The 18,945-nt window shown below is 62.9% G+C and carries 18 protein-coding genes and 4 pseudogenes; 10 read left to right on the plus strand and 12 right to left on the minus strand.

All coding sequences use genetic code 11. The features are described from left to right. Window positions 1–307 precede the first annotated feature (307 nt). Together AC3WRI_RS27525 and AC3WRI_RS27530 are read right to left on the minus strand one after the other, a co-directional pair. Window positions 308–733 carry an SRPBCC family protein gene (locus tag AC3WRI_RS27525; protein ID WP_011615233.1) on the minus strand — a complete coding sequence of 142 codons (426 nt, stop codon included), beginning with the start codon at window positions 731–733 and terminating at the stop codon, window positions 308–310. A gap of 32 nt (window positions 734–765) precedes the next feature. Beyond that, window positions 766–1,785 carry an aldo/keto reductase gene (locus AC3WRI_RS27530; protein ID WP_492294482.1) on the minus strand — a complete coding sequence of 340 codons (1,020 nt, stop codon included), beginning with the start codon at window positions 1,783–1,785 and terminating at the stop codon, window positions 766–768. 113 nt (window positions 1,786–1,898) lie between these two features. Between AC3WRI_RS27530 and AC3WRI_RS27535 the strand changes: the two genes are divergently transcribed. Beyond that, window positions 1,899–2,825 carry a LysR substrate-binding domain-containing protein gene (locus AC3WRI_RS27535; protein ID WP_492294484.1) on the plus strand — a complete coding sequence of 309 codons (927 nt, stop codon included), beginning with the start codon at window positions 1,899–1,901 and terminating at the stop codon, window positions 2,823–2,825. A gap of 453 nt (window positions 2,826–3,278) precedes the next feature. Next, window positions 3,279–3,413, plus strand: coding sequence for a hypothetical protein (locus AC3WRI_RS27540; RefSeq protein WP_255266305.1), 135 nt, complete (start codon window positions 3,279–3,281; stop codon window positions 3,411–3,413). 39 nt (window positions 3,414–3,452) lie between these two features. Here the strand turns inward: AC3WRI_RS27540 and ycaC are convergent, their stop codons facing one another. Beyond that, window positions 3,453–4,079: an isochorismate family cysteine hydrolase YcaC gene (gene ycaC / locus AC3WRI_RS27545; protein WP_010811785.1), complete on the minus strand. Its 627-nt coding sequence runs from the start codon at window positions 4,077–4,079 to the stop codon at window positions 3,453–3,455. A gap of 692 nt (window positions 4,080–4,771) precedes the next feature. Between ycaC and AC3WRI_RS27550 the strand changes: the two genes are divergently transcribed. Beyond that, window positions 4,772–5,215, plus strand: coding sequence for an enoyl-CoA hydratase/isomerase family protein (locus AC3WRI_RS27550; protein WP_231881402.1), 444 nt, complete (start codon window positions 4,772–4,774; stop codon window positions 5,213–5,215). 262 nt (window positions 5,216–5,477) lie between these two features. On the opposite strand, the gene AC3WRI_RS27555 is transcribed toward AC3WRI_RS27550, so the two are convergent. After that, window positions 5,478–5,672: a hypothetical protein gene (locus AC3WRI_RS27555; RefSeq protein WP_081050336.1), complete on the minus strand. Its 195-nt coding sequence runs from the start codon at window positions 5,670–5,672 to the stop codon at window positions 5,478–5,480. A gap of 394 nt (window positions 5,673–6,066) precedes the next feature. Beyond that, entirely contained in the window at window positions 6,067–6,414 is a 348-nt protein-coding gene (locus AC3WRI_RS27560) for a hypothetical protein (protein ID WP_136227761.1), read from the minus strand. 53 nt (window positions 6,415–6,467) lie between these two features. On the opposite strand from AC3WRI_RS27560, the pseudogene AC3WRI_RS27565 reads away from it, so the two are divergent. Next, window positions 6,468–6,851: pseudogene (locus AC3WRI_RS27565) on the plus strand (IS66 family transposase); the annotation flags it as partial. A gap of 83 nt (window positions 6,852–6,934) precedes the next feature. Continuing rightward, window positions 6,935–7,138: an IS66 family transposase gene (locus AC3WRI_RS27570; protein WP_051398473.1), complete on the plus strand. Its 204-nt coding sequence runs from the start codon at window positions 6,935–6,937 to the stop codon at window positions 7,136–7,138. A gap of 269 nt (window positions 7,139–7,407) precedes the next feature. Here AC3WRI_RS27570 and AC3WRI_RS27575 read toward each other — a convergent pair whose 3' ends face one another. After that, entirely contained in the window at window positions 7,408–8,103 is a 696-nt protein-coding gene (locus tag AC3WRI_RS27575) for a TnsB C-terminal domain-containing protein (protein WP_492294485.1), read from the minus strand. A gap of 287 nt (window positions 8,104–8,390) precedes the next feature. On the opposite strand from AC3WRI_RS27575, the pseudogene AC3WRI_RS27580 reads away from it, so the two are divergent. Then, a pseudogene (locus AC3WRI_RS27580) lies at window positions 8,391–8,705 on the plus strand (transposase); the annotation flags it as partial. A gap of 18 nt (window positions 8,706–8,723) precedes the next feature. On the opposite strand, the pseudogene AC3WRI_RS27585 reads toward AC3WRI_RS27580, so the two are convergent. After that, window positions 8,724–9,122: pseudogene (locus AC3WRI_RS27585) on the minus strand (aldehyde dehydrogenase family protein); the annotation flags it as partial. A 373-nt stretch (window positions 9,123–9,495) separates the two neighbouring features. Between AC3WRI_RS27585 and AC3WRI_RS27590 the strand changes: the two are divergent. Next, window positions 9,496–9,867, plus strand: coding sequence for a hypothetical protein (locus AC3WRI_RS27590; RefSeq protein ID WP_011615231.1), 372 nt, complete (start codon window positions 9,496–9,498; stop codon window positions 9,865–9,867). 241 nt (window positions 9,868–10,108) lie between these two features. Beyond that, window positions 10,109–10,552, plus strand: a complete 444-nt coding sequence (locus AC3WRI_RS27595; protein WP_011615230.1) for a GNAT family N-acetyltransferase — start codon at window positions 10,109–10,111, stop codon at window positions 10,550–10,552. A gap of 267 nt (window positions 10,553–10,819) precedes the next feature. Here the strand turns inward: AC3WRI_RS27595 and AC3WRI_RS27600 are convergent, their stop codons facing one another. Continuing rightward, a complete protein-coding gene (locus AC3WRI_RS27600; protein WP_011615229.1) occupies window positions 10,820–11,815 on the minus strand; it encodes a 2-hydroxyacid dehydrogenase in 996 nt (331 codons plus the stop codon). A 52-nt stretch (window positions 11,816–11,867) separates the two neighbouring features. Next, window positions 11,868–13,460: an aspartate:alanine exchanger family transporter gene (locus AC3WRI_RS27605; RefSeq protein ID WP_011615228.1), complete on the minus strand. Its 1,593-nt coding sequence runs from the start codon at window positions 13,458–13,460 to the stop codon at window positions 11,868–11,870. Window positions 13,461–14,089: 629 nt separating this feature from the next. Between AC3WRI_RS27605 and AC3WRI_RS27610 the strand changes: the two genes are divergently transcribed. Continuing rightward, on the plus strand, window positions 14,090–15,631 hold the full coding sequence (locus AC3WRI_RS27610) for a cryptochrome/photolyase family protein (RefSeq protein WP_011615227.1): 1,542 nt from the start codon (window positions 14,090–14,092) through the stop codon (window positions 15,629–15,631). A gap of 91 nt (window positions 15,632–15,722) precedes the next feature. Here AC3WRI_RS27610 and AC3WRI_RS27615 read toward each other — a convergent pair whose 3' ends face one another. Further along, window positions 15,723–17,423, minus strand: coding sequence for a site-specific integrase (locus tag AC3WRI_RS27615; protein WP_011615226.1), 1,701 nt, complete (start codon window positions 17,421–17,423; stop codon window positions 15,723–15,725). A gap of 118 nt (window positions 17,424–17,541) precedes the next feature. After that, window positions 17,542–18,069: a helix-turn-helix transcriptional regulator gene (locus AC3WRI_RS27620; RefSeq protein WP_011615225.1), complete on the minus strand. Its 528-nt coding sequence runs from the start codon at window positions 18,067–18,069 to the stop codon at window positions 17,542–17,544. Window positions 18,070–18,092: 23 nt separating this feature from the next. Between AC3WRI_RS27620 and AC3WRI_RS27625 the strand changes: the two are divergent. Beyond that, window positions 18,093–18,203 (plus strand): annotated as a pseudogene (locus AC3WRI_RS27625) (SphA family protein); the annotation flags it as partial. Window positions 18,204–18,361: 158 nt separating this feature from the next. Here AC3WRI_RS27625 and AC3WRI_RS27630 read toward each other — a convergent pair. Further along, window positions 18,362–18,925: an NADPH-dependent FMN reductase gene (locus AC3WRI_RS27630; protein WP_010811772.1), complete on the minus strand. Its 564-nt coding sequence runs from the start codon at window positions 18,923–18,925 to the stop codon at window positions 18,362–18,364. Between the last annotated feature and the right edge of the window lie 20 nt (window positions 18,926–18,945).

Below are 18,945 nucleotides of genomic sequence, written 5' to 3' on the forward strand. Positions count from 1 at the left end.
CTCTCCCGCGGGCGGGAGAGGGGAGCAAACCAGCAGAATTGTCCCTGCAGCCCCGCGCCATCGATGCGAACCGGATTTCCATCGATAACGGCCTGATGAAGATACCGTCGTAATGGCACTGCACCCCGTCAGCCGGATTCCGGCTAACGGGGTGCAGCGCAGGTGGCGCGGCGGCGCGCCATCCCACGGATTTACTCGCCGTACTGGAACAGAAGGCGCCCTTCGCCAGGCACGCCAACAGCCGCCTGCGCCGGTCCCAACGCTCCTAACATGAGCGCGAAAGCCAGCGACAAGGCCATCAGCCCTTTCATGATGCCGCCCCGGCCAGCGTTGCCTCCAGTGCCTTGAGGCCGTCCCGATAGATGCCCTCGAACAGCCGCGATGCCTCGTCATCGCTCACGCCGGCCGGCGTGAACTGGCCGGACCATTCGACGCGCGATGCCTGGTCCCCGTCGATGCCGACCACGCGCAGCGTGGAGCGGTAGCCGGTGACCGGGAACGGCGCCTGCAGGATCGAGTACGTGTAGCTGCGCGCGCTGTTGTCGAAGGCCTCGAGACGTTCGACGATGGCGTCGCCGTCCGGATTGACGAGGCTGCGCACGCGGCCGCCCTCGCTCAGTTCGCTCTTGGGGATATACGGCAGCCAGTCGGGCAGCGAATCGAAGCCTCCAATCAGTTGCCAGACGCGGTCCGGTGCAACCGGCAGCGTGATCGTTGCAGAAGCTTGTGCCATGGTGGACTCCTTGAATCGAATGTGGTCCCGGATCAGTTGCTGTCGCCAGGCAGCGGCGCATTTGCCGCGACCAGGTGCTGCTCGCGCAGCTCGCGCCAGAAATCGGCGGGAATGACCGCCTTCAGCGCGGCGGTGTCCTCGGCGATGCGCTCGGGCCGGCTTGCACCCGGGATCACGGCGGCGACCGCCGGGTTGGCCAGCACGAACTGCAGCGCGGCGGCCTTGATGCTGACGCCGTGGCGTTGCGCGATCGCCTTGATGCGCTCGACCTTGCTGATGATCTCGGGCGGCGCCTTCTGGTACTCGAAGTGCGAGCCGCCGGCCAGGATGCCCGAGCTGTACGGGCCGCCGACCACGATCTCGGTCTTGCGCTCCGCGGCCTTGGGCATCAGGCGCTGCAGCGCGCGCTCATGGTCGAGCAGCGAATAGCGGCCCGCCAGCAGGAAGCCGTCCGGCTGCGCTTCAGTCAGGTCCAGCGTCAGTTCGATCGGCTCGACGCGGTTCACGCCCAGGCCCCAGGCCTTGATCACGCCCTCTTCGCGCAGCCGGGTCAGCACCTTGAAAGCGCCTTTGCGGGCGGTCTCGAAATAGGCCAGCCACTCGTCGCCGTAGAAGTCCTGGGCGATGTCGTGGACCCACACGATGTCGAGGCGGTCGGCCTTCATCCGCTTGAGGCTGTCCTCGATCGAGCGCAGCGTGGCGTCCGCCGAGTAGTCGTTGACCAGCTTGTTCGGGCGGCCGGCGGCGAACAGGCCACTTTTCTCGCCCAGCGCCCGCGCGCTGGCGTCTTCGACTTCGTCCAGGATCAGGCGGCCGACCTTGGTGCTGAGCACGTATTCGTCACGCGGGTGCCGGGACAGCGCTTCGCCCAGCCGGATTTCGGCCAGGCCCGCGCCGTAGAACGGCGCGGTGTCGTAGTAGCGCACGCCTTGCGCCCAGGCCGCGTCCACGGTGGCCTGCGCCTCCGCTTCCGGGATGTCGCGGAACATATTGCCCAGCGGGGCGGTACCAAAGCCGAGTACGTTACCGGCCAGTTTGTTCTTGATGCTCATGACTGCTCCACAAATTAAGTTGGGGTGAAGGCAGTCTAGGGTTGCCAATTAAGTCTGTCCAAGACAGAATTTGAAAGACTTGATTCCTTAGGGGTCTGAATTCAGGACTGGACATGCTAGATATCCGCCAACTTCACTATTTCGTGGCCGTGGCCGAAGACGAGCACGTCGGACGCGCCGCCGAACGGCTCCATATCTCCCAATCGCCACTTAGCCGGCAGATTGCCCAGCTCGAGGAAAAGCTCGGGCTGTTGTTGTTCGAGCGCTCCCAGCAACGCATCCGGCTCACACGCGACGGCCGCACGTTCCTGGCCGAAACCCGCGCATTCCTCACGCATGCCAACCGGCTCGAATCGCTGGCGCGACGGCTTGGCCGCGGCGACGAAGGCGGGCTGTGCATCGGCTACCTGGAATACGCGATGCACTCGGGCGTGCTGCCGAATGCCTTGCGCGAACTGCGCGACAGCCGGCCTGCGGTGCATATCGCGCTGTACAACCAGCAGTCGGACGTTCAACTGGAGGGGCTGCGCCAGCGCAGCCTCGACATCGCACTCGTCTGCGAGCCGCCGCCACCTGACGATCCAGACCTCGAGGCTGCCCAGGTGCTCAATGATCCGATGCTGCTGGCGCTGCCCGAAGGGCACCCGCTTGCCAAAGCGGAGCAGCTCAGCCCGGATGACCTGGCTGCGCAAAAATGGATCGGCGTGATGCACCAAGAAACCGCGCTGCGGCACGACACGTTCATCGCGGCTTGCGCCAGAGCCGGCTTCACGCCGACGATCACCATGGAGGCGACCGAACCGCTAGCCGCCCTGGGACTCGTGGCCGCGGGACTCGGCGTGACCACGATCCAGCAAAGCCTGCGCCACCAGGCGCCACCGGGCGTGGTGCTGCACGAGCTGTCGTGGTTCAGCTATCGCACGCCCTTGTGGGCGGCCTGGCACAAGGTCAACCTGCGGCCGCTGGTGGAGATCTTCCGCAAGACGTTGCTGCAGACGAGTGGCGTGGTGCCGGAGCTCGCAACGGCGCAGGCGGGCTGACGCACCGTCGCTCCCTGAGGTGGCGTGAGCGGGTGCAGACGACCGCCGTTCAATGGCGCAGAAAGCTATTGTGTCGGCTTTCGGTCCTGTCGTTGCCATGAAGTTCCTTCCCTCGCCAACATTGCTGTTGAGGACCGCTAATTCTATGACTGGCGGCCACTAACTCCGCGACCGTGGCGTGTCGGCAAGGTGTTGGTAGCGTTCGCGACGCCGGACCGCTCCTCGCCCGATCCGACTGATCACAGCATTGAGATTGCCGCTGTGGACGAAGGGATGGTCTCGAGGCGGCGGTCGTGAACCTCGCAGACCGTCGGCCGACGGACTCAGCCATTCTCGTTTCCAGCGGGGCGAGAAGAGGTTCTGATAATCATATAGCCAGCCTCCCTCCGTTCGGGTCGAACGGCTGGCGTAGAGTCGAATTGCGAATACCGACGTGACGCACAGGAGGCCGGCATGAACAAGTTTAGTGGAATCGACCTGCACTCGAACAACAGTGTGGTTGTGGTCAGCGATGAAGCTGACCGGGTTATCTACCAACGCCAACGGTCGCTCGAATCTCGTCGCCTGTCAAAGGCTCGCGTGGCCTGATCGCGTTCTTCTTTGATGGCTGATCGTGGGCGGATTGCGTTATCTTCCGCCCTTCGCGGTCGTATATGCCGTAATCAAGTTCCGATAATCCGGAATATGATTCGAGAACAAGGTTCCCAGCCCTTCGATGTCGTTGCGCCAGTCGCGATGCAGTTCGCAAGCGACGCCGAACCAGGTCATCAGTTGTGCACCGGCTTCGGCCATGCGGTGCCATGCCGATTCGCGCGTCACTTCATTGAATGTCCCTGACGCATCGGTCACGACGAACACATCGTATCCTTCTTCGATCGCAGATAGCGCGGGAAACGCCACGCAGACTTCGGTCACCACTCCGGCGATCAACAACTGCTTCTTGCCCGTTGCCTTGACAGCCTTCACGAAGTCCTCATTGTCCCAGGCATTGATCTGGCCAGGGCGTGGAATGAACGGCGCGTCGGGGAACATCGTCTTCAGTTCCGGCACCAGCGGGCCGTTAGGGCCGTCTTCGAAGCTGGTGGTCAGGATCGTCGGCAGCTTGAAGTATTTCGCCAGATCCGCCAGCGCGAGGACGTTGTTCTTGAACTTGTCCGGCTCAATGTCGCGCACCAGCGACAGCAGGCCGGCCTGATGATCCACCATCAATACCGCCGCCTGGCTTTTGTCCAGACGCTTGTAGGTCTTGCTCATCTTGGGCTCCTCGTAGATGCGCGTCCGGGTACAAGAATTTGCACGGCCCAAACACGCTTGGTCATACCTGCTGCACTGCGGGTACGGCTGGCAATACTTGCAAATTTGTATGTCCCTAATAGCTCTCCGTCAACCTCTGGCGGGCGTTCTGCGCGGCTGGCCGGTCCCGGGCGTGCCATCGCCACGAAATGCGAGGGCTTCTGAAGCACGGCGCAAAGTGTCCGCTAGCACCACTGATTGCATATGCGTTGAGCGGTTTTGTAGCAATACGCATAGTTGCTGGCAGCTCCCCCCGGTAGCTCGTCGTCCCCACGAGAACCTTCATGGGGAAGATGCATGCTCACTTCGAGCAACTCAAGGTGGGAATCTTGGAAACTTACGCTCGACCGACCGTCCTTCCCTATATATATCGAAGTGCGGAGGTCCGCCATCGTATTCTGCGATGGCGCCATCACTAATGATTGCTCTACAACGTTTCCTGTCATGCGCTGCGCCGCGCAAGTGTTGCGGATCGCTATTTCCGCCAATGTCGAGACCTTGACGCTTTACCTCATTCCCTATCGCGGTAGGAATGTTCATTACTGCGCCGGCGGCGACCTGGGCCAGATGGCCCGGCGCGAAGGCTTTTCCGCAGGCACGCCCGAAGACGTGCAGTTGCGATATCGCGATACCGTACAGCGGTGCCGCTGGCCTTGCAGCAAGCCGACATCCCCACCTACTGCGACATCCGTTTCGCCAGCCCGCATGCCACCTTCTGCGTGACGTTCGCCCAATTCGGGATCGTCTCCGGCGATGGCGGCTCATGGGGCCTGCCGAAATTGCTCGGCCTGTCCAAGGCGATGGAGATGACCTTCACCGCCGCGCCAATCGACGCCAGCGAGGCGCTACGGATCGGCCTGGTTTCCGCAGTTGCCGAGGGCGACAACCTGATGCGGGATGCAAATGCACTCGCCCACGCCATCGCCGACATCCTGCCAATGCGATCCGCATGGTCAAGCGCCTGCTGCGCGATGGCCGGGCATATCGATCTGCGCGTGCATATGGACATGGCGGCCGCATTCCAGGCCATTGCCCACGCATCGCCGGAGCACCTGTCGGCAGTCGAAAGGGTGCTACGGCGGTTACGACGCGTTTGAGTCCGGGTCGTCGCCGTCCGGAAAATCGAGCGACTCGTCAGCCCTCTCAAGCCAAGCCGTGTCGAGCGACAGCCGATGTATTCCCGTTCTTGGCGTCCAATCGCCCGCGGCGAAGTTCCCCGAGTGGCTATTGCAGGCGGGCAGTGGCAACCGCTGGAAGTGGTCGGGCGTCAGCCTAATGATCCTGAGCGCGACAATTACTGAAAGGCCATGCACCTGCTGGGACTTGGCGCAAATATCCTGGAGAAGAGGCCCATGACCGCTAAGCCAAGTTGTGAGGTGGATTCTCCGCGCGCACCTGTATGAACAGATGGCGCAGCAGATCAATGGCATGTTGCACCAGTTGCACAACCAGATCGGCAATGCTCATGTCCATACTTATGGCTTGGGTGGTCGCAAAGATTACGACCCCTAGCACAGCAAGCACCGTCAAGCCGAACTTCAGATCGTCATTCACAGTGGCCTTCTCCCGCCTCTTCACCGAATTCAGGTCCATAACCGACAGGGGCGCTACACAATGGCGCACCGTTGAACAATTGGACCCATCTCACTTCCTTGTGAGCGTGGCAGAGGTGGGATGCGCCGTTCCGTGCAGCATCCCTCGCATGTGCAACTGAGCTTGATGGGACAGGAATCAGACCGTGCACCCCAAGACCGGTTCTTCCGGGGCCATGGCCTCGCCGCCAGAATCCAGAGCGACAGTGGCGCGGTCCGAAATGACGGAAACCAATTGCTACAGTAGTTCGAGACCCAAGTCGCCCAAGCCGATTTCAGGAACTGGGACGCCCTTTCTTTTCTGGAACAGGATGTGCTGCGCCACCAGTCTGAAACGGCAAGCGACCCGCGATCGATCAGATCCAATGCCCTGCACGGCGCAGCACCGACGTGAGAGCCGGATCGAATCGCAACGACAGCGCGTGCATCTGATCGCCGATTTTCTTCGCCTGCACGACGCCGTACGCCGACAGCTCTATGTCCATCCAGCATGGTGAAGCGTAAGCGTCAGCGGAAACCATCTGGTGAGGCAGGAGCAGCGATGAGAAGGGTAGCGGCTTCACGGTATAAGGAGTGAAGCGATGGCCGAACATCGAGATGGCAGTAGCGGACACGACGGACGGCGAGTCCACCATCGTGACCGCTGCCGCGCAGCCCTCGCCGCTGCCCAAGAGCAACGCCAGCGCAGGGGTGCTGGCCAGCATCCAGGTCGACACCTTCGTGGTCCACCTGCCGATCAATCGGCAGGAGACGCGCTATGCGCGCCTGGGCGTGCACCTGCCAAGGGGCCACTCTGTGCGAATGGAAGCTGGCTTCTGCCGAGCTGCTGGCAAAGCTGCTGCCGCCTTTGCGCAACCACGTCCAGCAGGCGCCGCGCCTGCATCTGGACGACACCACGCTGCCACTACTCGAGCGCAGGCGCGCCACCACGCGGCAGGCCCATCTATGGGGCTACCTCGTGGCCGGGCTGCGGCAGGAGAACGGATTATGGGTCGACCACCAGCCAGCGGTGCTGTTCGAGTTCGCGGAATCCCGCGCCGGCGCCCATCCCCTGAACTTCCTGCGCGACTATCATGGCTACCTGCAGGCGGCTGCCTACAGCGGCCACGATGCGCTTTGCCGTACCGGCCGGATCATCGAGGGCGGATGCTGGGCGCATTGCCGCCGACGCTTCTTCGAGATCGCCAAGGCCCAGAAGACGCCAGGGCTGGCCGCGCGGGGGCATTGGCGTGGATCGCCAAGCTGTATGCCATCGAAGCCGGCATCAAGTACAGGTCACCGGAGCACAAGCTGGCGGTGCGCCAGGCCGAGGCCGTGCCGCTGCTGTCGCAGTTCCATCAGTGGCTGCAGGGTAACGCCCATGGCCTGCTGGCCAGGCATCGTTGCGCAATGGCACGCGCAAGGGCCAGGGCTGACGTACTCGGCTGAGAGCGGCTGAACGGTCGCTGCCGCCCTCGCCCCGGCCAGCGCCGATATCCGCAGGCGGCGCCTGCTCGGCGAGCCAGATGGCGGCGCGAGGTTTTGGATTTTCCGGGAAGGCGGCGGCACGTTTGTCGCGCGCCTGTGCAAAGGGCGGATTCAGGCAGTGAGCGAAACGCCCCGGGCAGCAATTATGGAATTACGGTCCTCCCTGCTTCGCTATCGCCCGGTTTGAAGTGGTCTGAGCCCATGCGGCATGGCCGTGAGCAGCGACAACATTAGGTGCAAGCGGTGACTACTTTACGTATGTGAGCGGGATGGGACAAAAGTGCGCCGAACGTCACCATGGCGTTAGGGCGATCCATCCCGACATATACGCCGACGACGCATCTTGTCGAAACGTCGAGGGCTATGCTTAGCCATGGCCGGCCAATTGGGCGTCGGCTCGCATCATCAACCAGGATCAGATCGGCCAGCGTGTGATCAATCTGCACAATATCCATCGGACAGCGCGCCACAAGATGACCTGGTGGAATCTCAGAGCCCGGCTGCGTTGCGAGCCGAAGGGCGTCCTCTTTCCGATGGGCGGCCCATCGTCGCGAAATGGTAGATCTGCTTGGCGGACTAACACTTGCCCCTGCGCATCGCTTCCGAATTTCGACGTCGAGCTCGAAGAGCGGATGAGCGAGATGAGGCTGTCGCGGCAGCCAATCGGTCAGGACCTCATTCACGATTTCCTCGATGGTCGCTGGTAGACGCGGCTTTCCCACTTTTGGGCCTCGGTCATAAGGTATCAATGCGCTCGCCACAGGATCCGCGAGAAAGCGCCGGCGCAAGTGATAAACCGTGGCCCAATGGATTCCAAGCAATTTGCCAGCAGTCTCAGCTTGCTTAAGCGTGAGGGGAGCCGTCCCAAGCGGACGCAACACCCTCGCAATCGCCAGCTCGCGCTTCGTTGCAATCCTCATCGCCATGCTCAAGGCCGTGGTCTTACATACGCGGACAGATTTCCTTTATCGTCGCTGCCGTCTGTAGCTTTGCGAGCGGCGTCTGCACGATTGGTTGCCAGACCGGCCTGATCGTTGTGTCTGGCTCCGCTTTTGGTGTGCTTGTTGGTATCCGTGCTTCTCGCCTGGTGGTCCTACCGACAGTACCAAGGGCTGGGTCTTCCTGAAAGCGAAAGTGCGTCACATCACTAGGGCAACCGACGGATCCGTCAGAAATTTTGTGTTTAGGCATAACATGTCACCAAGGAGCATGTATGCCACTAAAAACCACGACCAGTCAGGCTGCCAACCGTGAACCGCCGCCCCATTCCCGAGGACCTGATTGCCCATTTCGTAAATGGGTCCGATGCCTGCCGAGGCGGTTCAAGACGCCTCGATGGCATTCAAAAAGGCCCTGATTGAGCGCGCCCTGGGCGGAGTAGACTGTCCTGACCGAGGACGGTCCACTGCGGGTCGATATCCCACGCCACCGTGTCAAGATGCGTGAGGACGGCGTGGTACGTAACAAGGCCGTCAACCTGGCCTTGGGCGTGCTGCCGGATGGCACGCGCGACATCCTGGGCCTGTGGGATATTCATGCGGCCAGGCATCGCCGATGCGTACAGCGCGCCTTCGGGTTGCATCGGCATTGCCGCCGCCATGAGCAGCTGCTCGTAGGTAGCGTGCAGCTCCCATTCTGCCTTCGCCGCCGTCGAGCCACACTCGCGGACGTTCCATCCGTTGATCTCGTCGGCCCGCGCCTTCAATAGGCGCGCGGCTTCGCGGAGGATTTCAGCGCGTTTATCGAAGCTTGTGGACGCCCATCCTGGCTGCGCACGCTGCGCGGCATTAGCTGCCCGGTCGATATCATCCGCAAGGCCGATTCCGATCGTCGCCAGGATCTTCCCCGTCGACGGCTCGACGACGTCCGCAACGCTGCCAGTGCCAGGCACCCAACCGTTCGAGAAGATCCGCCCTTCCCATGCGCATGAATTGCTATTGGTCATTAATGTCTCCGCAAATACTGTAGGAATATCGCCAGCGTCATCAATCGGCAGAGCCGGCCAGAACCCGCACGACGCCTGACTCCCTCTTGCCGTGATCCGAGATTAGGAAGACCGCGATCGCGGCCACCACGCCGGGGATGGCAAACACCATGAAGTTGAACGTGTTAGGAAACTGCTGGCTCAGGAGGTAGCCACCCAGTGCGGGCCCTGACACTGCGCCGAGCCGCCCGGCTGCTGCGGCCCAACCGACTCAGGTCGACCGTACGTGCGCGGGATATAACTGGGCTGCGAAGGCATGTACGATTGGGGTTGCCCAGCCCCCGATTTCGGAATATATTTTTCTCCACAAAGACCCCATCGGGGAGACTCCCCTATGAGCGTATACGTCGCACGTGATCGAGCAAGCGCGCTTGAGCACATCAGTTCGCGCATAGATAGTACTGTCGATCTAGACTATGAAACCGCGTGGGAAGACGCGTTCGAACTCGGACGACTTGGGCAACAGCGCGGCATCGTCGTACAGTTCCGAACCATCGAACATGTCTGTGTGGAGTCTGCAGATGCGCTAGCCAGAGGGCTCCGCGGAGAAAAACTCACATTCCGACAGCGACACCTCTACTGCCGGTTCGACATGACGGCATTATCCGAGGACTGTCTGTGCGAACTCGAGGCACTCGCTATCAAGCACGGCGACTACATCCTGCCTGGTCACTTGCTGCAAGAAGCCACGCTCATCTGGAACTAGCCAGTTCATGCTGTCCCAACAGCGATACGTTGGGCGGCATCTCGCATGTCGGGCCACCGGCTGACGCAGGCAAGGGACTTCGCGCTCGCATGCCATCGCAAAAGAACTCCGCTGAAGAGCAAAAATGTTGTCTTCCCGGCATGCCGGCCAGACTGCTTCCGGGAGATAGCAAATCTACTTAAGAAGAATCCCTACGGGCGGAAGCATCCCGGCAAAAGTAGGATGACGGGACGAACTTTGCATGAAGGAATATGTCATGCGTCCCCGCTATGCGACTGAGAAGGATTGGCCTGAGGTTGAGGCCCTCCTGCGTGCTTCCTCACTTTGCGTCGAGGGGGTACGCGAACATATCACCCATTTCATCATGGTCCGCGACAATGCCGGGCTCCTCGGATGTGCCGGCGTGGAGCGCTATGGGGAAACAGGACTTCTTCGAGGACTGGCTGTTGCGCAGCGCGCAAGGTCTGCAGGTCTCGGCGAGCTTCTGCTTTCCGCAATCGTGGCAGACGTCCGGCTGCAAGGGGTCGCATCAATAGTGTTGCAGACCAAGACCGCATCCGGCTATTTCGCGCGCCTCGGCTTCGCGCCAATCAACCTTTCTGACCTGCCGCCTGCCGTAATGCGCTCGCAGGAACTCAACCGTCCCCCAGCCGATGTCGGGACGCTGATGCAAATTGCCTTGTAGTAGCTCGCTCGCAAGTTCATTCGCCGGAGCGGGCAGCCAGGCGCATTGCGGAACCACGGAGGACGGCTCGCAACGTTGATGTCGATGCAAGAATTTCCACCACGCCAGGGTCATCGCGGCTTTGGCTTCCTTGACCTTGCTGCCCTATTCCCTTCGAGCGGCTTGAATTTCCCGAAGTCTTCTTCATGCGCCCTGCTCCCGACCGTGGGCTTTTCGGGGAGCGGTTTAAGCCATTAGCGCGGCACGATTTGAGGCCAACAGCCGTGTTCAACCGGCACCGACTTCGTTCGTGAGCGGCTTGCCGCTTTCGAACTCCGTCACGCTGCGCAAGGTTGTTTCGCAAATGGTCGTCACGGCCTCACGCGTGAGGAAGGCTTGGTGCCCGGTCACGATCACGTTAGGAAACGTGATTAGCTGCTGCAGCACGGAGTCGTCGACGATGATGCCGGACAGGTCGCGGAAGAACAGGCCCGCCTCCTGCTCGTACACGTCGATCGCCAGCCCGCCGAGTTGCCCGCTCCGGAGCGCTCCGATGACTGCTTCCGTGTCGATCAGCCCGCCGCGGCTGGTGTTGATGAGCAAGGCCCCCGGCTTGGCGCGCGACAGCGTTTCGGCATTGATGATGTGATGGGTCTCGGGCGTGAGCGGGCAATGCAGCGAGATGCAGTCCGCGCTTGCGCCGATTTCTCCCTCGTCCGCGTAGCGTCCACCAAGGGCCTCGAATTCCGGGGACGGGTACTTGTCGTAGCCGATCACGTTGCAACCGAACCCGACCATGATTTTCGCAAACACGCGCCCGATCTTGCCGGTGCCGATCACGGCCACGGTCTTGCCGCACAGGTCGAAGCCCATCAGGCCTTCGAGCGAGAAATTGAAGTCCCGCGTGCGATTGTAGGCCCGGTGGATCTTGCGGTTGACCGCCATCAGCAGGGCCGCCGCGTGCTCGGCGACCGCGTTGGGCGAGTAGTCGACAACGCGCACCACCTTGATCCCGAGCGCCTGCGCGGCTTTCAGGTCGACGTTGTTGAACCCCGTGCAGCGCAGCGCGACCAGCTTGGTGCCGCCGCGTCCGAGCGCTTCCAGCACGGTCGCATCGGCCCGGTCATTGACGAAGATGCACACTGCGCCGTGGCCCGCGGCGAGGCCCACCGTCTCATTGTCCAAGGGAACTTCGAAGTACTTGAGCTGATGGCCTTCGGCCGCATTCGCGGCATCGAGATGTTGACGATCATAGGACTTTGCGCTGAAGACGGCGATTTCCATGATGTGTCTCCGCGGCGAATCGCATGGCGCGCTTCGCCCAGGTTGCCCTGCACTATCCGCCAGCCAGTGTGGCGGCGACCTGTACGAACAGGATTTTCACGATGGTCATTGACGGGAAGATCATCGAGTAGCCGAGGTCGGGCCGGTCGGTGGGCGCGACGCGGTTGGCAAAGGCAAGGATGGCGGGATTGCCGGTCGCGCCGCAGATCACGCCCACCGCCAGGTCGAACGGCAGCCTGAAGACCCAGAGGCAGAAAATCGCAGTAATCAGCAGCAGGGCAAGCAGAATCACCACGCCATAGATCAGGAAGGACACCCCGGTTACGCCGATGGTGGCGAAGAACTTCGGCCCGGATGCAATGCCCACCTGTGCCAGGAAGATGGTCAGCCCGAAGTTGCGCAGGACCAGGTTGGCCGACAGCGGCATGGTCCAGACGAACGGCCCGAGACGGCGCACCCGGCCGAGCATGAGGGCGACCAGCAGCAGCGCCGCCAGCCCCAGCGCCAGCGTGCCGACGCCCGGAATCGGCACCGGGATCAGCCCCACCAGCAGCCCGAGGGCCGCGCCGATGCCGATCGAGATAAAGCTCAGCTCGGCGGTGCCCTTGATGGAGTCGCCGAACAGCGCGCGAATCGGCTTCATGTGGGCGCGATTGACCAGCAGGCCGACGCGGTCACCGAACTCGAGGGTGAGGTCATCCCGGGGCATCAGGTCCGCATCACCGCGCCGCACATGGGCGATCGAGCAGACCATGCCTTCGGGAAAGCGGATATCGCGCAGCGTGTGTCCGACCACGAGCCGGCTAGAGGCGAACACGCGCATATAGTCCAGGTCTTCGCGATGGCTTGTCATGCGGCCCGGCTGCAGTTCCCCGCACAGCGAGGTGGCTTCACGCAGCACGGCCGGGTCAGTGGCGGTCGCGAGCAGCACGTCGTTGGCCTGCAGGACCAGGTCGTCGGCGGAGGGGTGGTTGTGGTGGGCGCGACGCACGGCGGCAATCGCCACCCCGTCCGGTAGGCGCGCTACCACCTCCGACAGCCGCGCGCCGATAAACGCCGGGTTCGTCAGCGCAATCTCGGCGGTCTCGATCAGCTTTGGCGGCGGCCGCACGATATTCGGCTTGAGCAGCGCGGTGAGCGCATACAGAAACAGGATCGGCCCTGCCACGCCGACTGGGTATGCGACGCTGTAGCCCACCGCGGCGCCGTCGCTCTTCATCGCCGCCATCGCGGCCTGCAGGCTTGCCGTGCTGGTGCCCGCGCCGGCGAACATGCCTAGCGACTCGTCTAGCTTCACGCCGACCAGCGGCACCAACGCAACCGCGAGCAGTCCGGAGCCAACCACGCCGAGGACCGCAGCGGCGTTGGCCTTGATGCCATCGGGGCTGGTCAGACCCTTAAAGAACTGCTCCCCGTACTGGATCCCAATGCCATAGAGAAAGAGCAGCAGCCCTAGGGTGCCAAGGATGGCAGGCGGCGCGGACTTCGGCGCGAACCCGCCGATCGCCAGCCCCACGAACAGCACCGCGCCCGAACCGAGCGACACGCCCTTGATATTGATCTCGCCGAAGACATAGCCCAGTGCAACCGTGAGGAACAGCGTGAGCAGCGGCTGGGTTTCGAGCAATGTCCGGACTGCATCCATGGCAGCTCCTTTCTGATGGGCAGGAGCAAGGGGGGCAGCGATAAGCAACTGCGCAGGGTCACGCGCGCACTGCGCGGACGGGGTTGACAACCGTTTTCCGGGCATGCGTTATCGAGTGCGGCTTGCATGAACCCGATCATCGTGACAGGCACCGGCCGGCACGGCGGCAACCACCGGAATGCCCCTCGAAAATATACGATGCGCCGCACAAGTTCAAGAATTGAAGCGGCGCTCGGTCAAACAGGCGGTTGGCACCTCCAGACACAAATCTTCTGCCAAACCCTATCTCCACCTTACGGTAGCGCCGGCCTCACTTTCCCCCACATGCTGCGGCCAACCGCGCGCTAGCCAATCGAGGCGATCATCGCGTCGGCGAGATCTTCGCAGCGCATCCAAAGCCGCCGGAAATCCACCAATCTGCTGGCATCCGGTATGTCGGGTGGGAACGGGCACGAATCCGTGCGGAATATGCAGGCTATCGCCGGTCAATTCGACGTACGGCTCAGCTTCCAGGATCCATCAGAAGGCAGCCCGGTTTCTGGGGTCACGCTGATCCTGCCAAGCTGCGGTGCAGGCAATACCCGCAAATGGGGCTGTGCGACAACGCTGCATGGGACTAAATTACGGCAATGCCGAAACCCCTTTCTCCTGCTTCTGAAACAGCCGGCACCGGACGCCTGCCATACCGAATCGACCTGGAGTTCGCGCGTGGCCTGGTCTGGTTCCGGCGCGACCTGCGCGCCGACGACCATGCAGCGCTGCACTATGCCCTCAAGCACTGCCGCCAAGTGTGGTGCGTGTTTGTCTTCGATCGCGAAATCCTTGACCCGCTGATTGCACGCGGACGCAAGGTCGATCGACGTGTAGAGTTCATCCTGAGGTCGTTAGAGCCGTTACGCAGGACGCTGACCGATGCGGGCGGCGGCCTGATCGTGCTTGACGATATCGCGCGCGATGCCATTCCCAGGCTGGCGGCCGAACTCGATGCCGATGCCGTCTTCACGAACCACGACTACGAACCTGCCGCGAAGCGGCGTGACACGGCCGTGCGTCAGGCACTGGCTTCCGACTCCCGAGTGCTGTTCACATTCAAGGACCAGGTTATCTTCGAGGCTGACGAGCTCTTGACCGGCCAAGGCCAGCCCTTCAGCGTCTTCGCGCCGTACAAGAATGCGTGGTTACGCGCAGTGCAGCCGTTCGACCTTCGACCGTATCCAGTCGACCAGTATCTGGGCGCGCTGGCACCGGTGCCCCGTCAGTATCAAAAGGCTTCGCCGATGCTGCACGATCTCGGCTTCGCTGCCAGCAATCTTGCCGAGATTGCAATGCCCACGGGCAGTGATGGCGCCCGTGCACTGTTCGATGAATTCATCGACCGCATCGGCGATTATGGCTACCGGCGAGATTTCCCCTCGCTGCGCGGCCCGAGCTACCTATCGGTACACCTGCGCTTCGGCACGATCTCGATCCGCACGCTGGCGCGAGCCGCGCTTGACGCCGTACTGCGCGGCGGCAGCGAAAGCGCCGGCGCGGCCGTCTGGCTATCCGAACTGATCTGGCGCGACTTCTATTTCATGATCCTCCACCACCATCCCCGCGTGGCCGACGGCAAGTCTTTCCGCCCCGAATACGATGCGCTGCAGTGGGTCGACTCTGTCACGGGTGACAAATACTTTCAGGCATGGTGCGACGCTCAGACCGGCTATCCGCTGGTCGATGCCGCGATGCTGCAGATCCGCCAGAGCGGCTACATGCATAATCGTCTACGGATGGTGACTGCGAGCTTTCTCGTCAAGGATCTCGGCGTCGACTGGCGACGCGGCGAGCAATATTTCGCCGACCAGCTCAATGATTTCGATTTCTCGGCCAACAACGGCGGGTGGCAGTGGGCTGCGTCAACGGGCTGCGATGCACAGCCGTACTTCCGTATCTTCAATCCGGTCAAGCAATCGGAGAAATTTGATCCACAGGGGCGATTTATTCGCAAGTACTTGCCGGTGCTGGCACAGATGCCGGACCAGTACATCCATGCGCCATGGACGGCGCCTGTGAATGTACTGGCTACAGCGGGGGTGAAGCTTGGAGAGAACTATCCACCCCCGATCGTGCAGCACGAAGTTGCGCGGAAACAGACCCTTGAAAGGTATGCGGCGATAAGGAAATCAATATAGCCGTTGCAGATCGCGATTCCGGCTAATGGCGTTCGACCGGCTCGAGCGCCCTCCACTCCCCGGCTGCTCTCCGGGCCATCGCACTAAGCCACTAGGGCGCGGAAAACGCCGCGCCGATTTGCCGTGCCCGTTTCATCTCGTCGCCGTGCAGGTAGATCGAGGTGGTCGAGATCGAGGCGTGACGCAGGTTGTCCCTCACTGTCGTCAATTCCGCGCCGCGCGCCAGTGCATGAGTCGCATGAGTGTGCCGCATCCAGTGCGGGCTCGCCTGCCGCAGCTTGTCGGCGGCGGAAGGGTGATCCGCCTGGATCAAGTCCGCCACTTGCCTGAAGAAGCGCCGCAACACGCCCCACAGGCGCGTGCCGGTGATGCCACTGGCCGGATCCTGGCCAAGGCCGCCGATCAGTGGGGTATGCGGGTCCCATCGCGCTGGCGTGACTGGCAGGCCTCGTTCCACCAGATAGCTGTCGAGCGCCAGGCGCGCCAACGGTGGCAGTGCCACCTTGCCAGCCTTGGCTCCTTTGCCAACCAGCTTGAGCCAATGGTCGCCATGGGGATCGCTTTCAACGTCGCCGAGCGTCGCACCGACGAGTTCGCTGGCGCGCAGTCCGGTGGCGTAGCCGAAGTCCAGCACAAAGCGCAGGCGCTGGGCCGCCGGGCCGTCCCAGCCATAGGACCATTCGAGGCCGTCAGCAATGGTGCGGATCAGCAGCCATTCGCCTTCCGTGAACGCGTGCGAGCTGTCCAGCGCCACCGACCGCCCTCCTCCGCGCACCTTGATCCCGGCGAACGGATTGGCCAGCACATAGCGCTGCTGGATCAGCCAGCGGAACATCGCCCCCAGTACAGACAAGGCATGGGCGGTGGAGCGCGCCGAGAGGCTGCCGGTGAACGGACGCCAGTCGGGCGAGGTACGTGGTCTCGCTGGCCCTACCCAGCGTTCCCGGGGCGCCGGTCGCCGCACGAAGCTGCGATAGGCCGTCGCATCCTCAGTGGTCAGCGACGACAACGGCCGTTCGCGCTCGACAATCGCCCACAGGATCAGCCGCTCGGCCTCTTTGCGATAGGTGCGCTGCGTCGCTGGCGACTCATGCAAGGCCAGCCACGCCTGGATCGCCGCGTAATCGTTGTCCGCATTGAGGGCGCAGGTCGCGCGCGGCGCGCGGAACTTCCCCCGCGACCCATCCACTTCATGCGGCAGCCGCAGTTGCTCCCATGGCACGACCATGCCCCGCGGCGCCTGCGCGAGCAGCGCCCGGGCGCGCTCGGTCAGTTGGGGGTGCCGGGCAAAGAAGGCTTCGACCTGTCGGGCCCCGGCCGCGCCCAGGCCGGGGATCGCGGCCCACCAGCGGCGCCGGCGCGGCACCCGAACGGTCAGTGCCGCCAGCGTGTCGATGCCCTGCGCGCGCAGCGCGGCGACCGTGCGCGGCGCCAGCCACAAGCCGATGTCGTCGCTGATTGCCGGTGCCGGCGGCGGCAGCGTACGCAGCGTCTCGATGGCATGGTCCGCTGCCCTGCCCTTCTCCGCCCGCTCGGCCGCGGAAATTTCAAACAGCGCAGCCAGGTCCTCGCGCTGGCGGCTGCGGGCGTATGCGGCAAGCTGGCGGCGGATGCGCCCGAGGATGCCGCGCGACGACTGGCCCTGCGCCCGCTCCTCGCCCAGATATCGTGCGACGGCTTCGCGCGTCGTCAGCCCGGCATGCCAGGCGCGCAGCGCGGCGAGTGAGGTGGCATCGGGGAAGCCGGATGGCGGGGCCGGTTCCGGCGGGGTCAGGGTCAAGCGAGTTTTCATATACGCCAGTTTAGCGCATCGATGTATCTATTACGATAAGGATACTTATCGTAATAGCTGGATCGGTAGCTTGTAGCGCAAGGGCTGGCGCCGGATCGCTGCGCCATGCGCGCAACGGTCAGGGCCGTCGATGTTCCGATGGTGTTGCGGCGATCCCGGGGACTTGCCGTTGGTAATCGGAAGGCGCCATCCCCTCCCAGCGCCTGAAGGCACGTCTGAAATTCGCCAGGTCACTGAAGCCGAGCGTGAATGCGATCTCCTGGATAGTCAGCCGATTCGCCTTCAGGTGCACAATTGCCAGCCGGCGGCGGATATCGTCCAGAATTTCACGATAGGAGGCCCCCTCCTCCATCAGCTTGCGATGAAGCGTTCGCGGCGTCATGTTAAGGTGCCGCGCGGTGGCGAGCAGCGTGGGAAATCCACCTTCCTTCTCGAGCATCAGGCGCCTGACCCGGGCCGTCAGCGTCTGCTGGCGATTGAGCTTGCCAAACTGTTCCTTGCACAGCTTTACGGCTTCAAGAAAGACCTGGGGATTGCCGGTCTTGAGCGGCTGATCCAGGTACGCCACCGGAAATTCCAGGCCGGCCCAGGTCTCGTCATAGCGTACCTGGCAGCGAAACAGGCTTGCGGCCAGCAGCGGAATCACGCCTGCCTGGTAGCGCTCGCTACATGCTGACGCAGCTCGGCGAGGACCGCATCGACGGCATCCGCCAGGCGGATTCGCGCGAGCGCGTGTTCGGCGCGGGGCCCGGACTGCTGGTGCAAGGTGATGGCTGGCAGGTCTTGCTGAACGCATACAAGGAATGGGGCGCAAGAAATCGCCCGGAAGGCAGCAAGACGTCCTGCGGGTGCTGGCGCCACTATGAGTTTGCGGCCTGGCAGCCTCGCGCGAAGCGCGAATCATGGCGCGCGGCAAGGATGCACCGGCCCGATTGTGCTCAGCCCGCGCGCGGGCCCTCCACGAACGCGGCGAAGCCGGCAACGAACTCCCTGAGCCGCGCACGCATGCCGGCATCGGTGAGTTCGCCCTGCGCGTCGAATACCTGGCCGGCCCGCGCAACCAGCAGCCGGTTGCCGGTATAGTGCCGCGTGCCCAGCGTCTTGAGCACCGGCAGCCAGTCGTTCTGTGCCAGCACCGTGCCGAAGCCCCCGGCCGAGGCGCCGAGCACCGCAACCGGGCGATTGCCGAAGACCACGGGAATATCCCCGGCCGGCCGCGAGAGCCAGTCGATAGCGTTCTTGAAGACCCCGGGGATGCCATTGTTGTATTCAGGCGTGGCCAGAATCAGGCCATCGCTCGCCATGACCTGTTCGCGCAACGCCACCACGGCGGCGGGCAAGCCCTCACGCGCCTCCAGATCCGCATCGTAAAGCGGAATGCCATGCAGGGTGGCGATATCAAGCCGGACCTGCGTGCCCGCCTCAGCCTGCGCCGCCCGCAGCAGTGCGGTGTTGTACGACTGTGCCCGCAGGCTGCCGGAAATTCCCAGGATCTGGATCATTTGTCACACCTCTTTTCATG

Source organism: Cupriavidus sp. FW305-27, assembly GCF_058787995.1.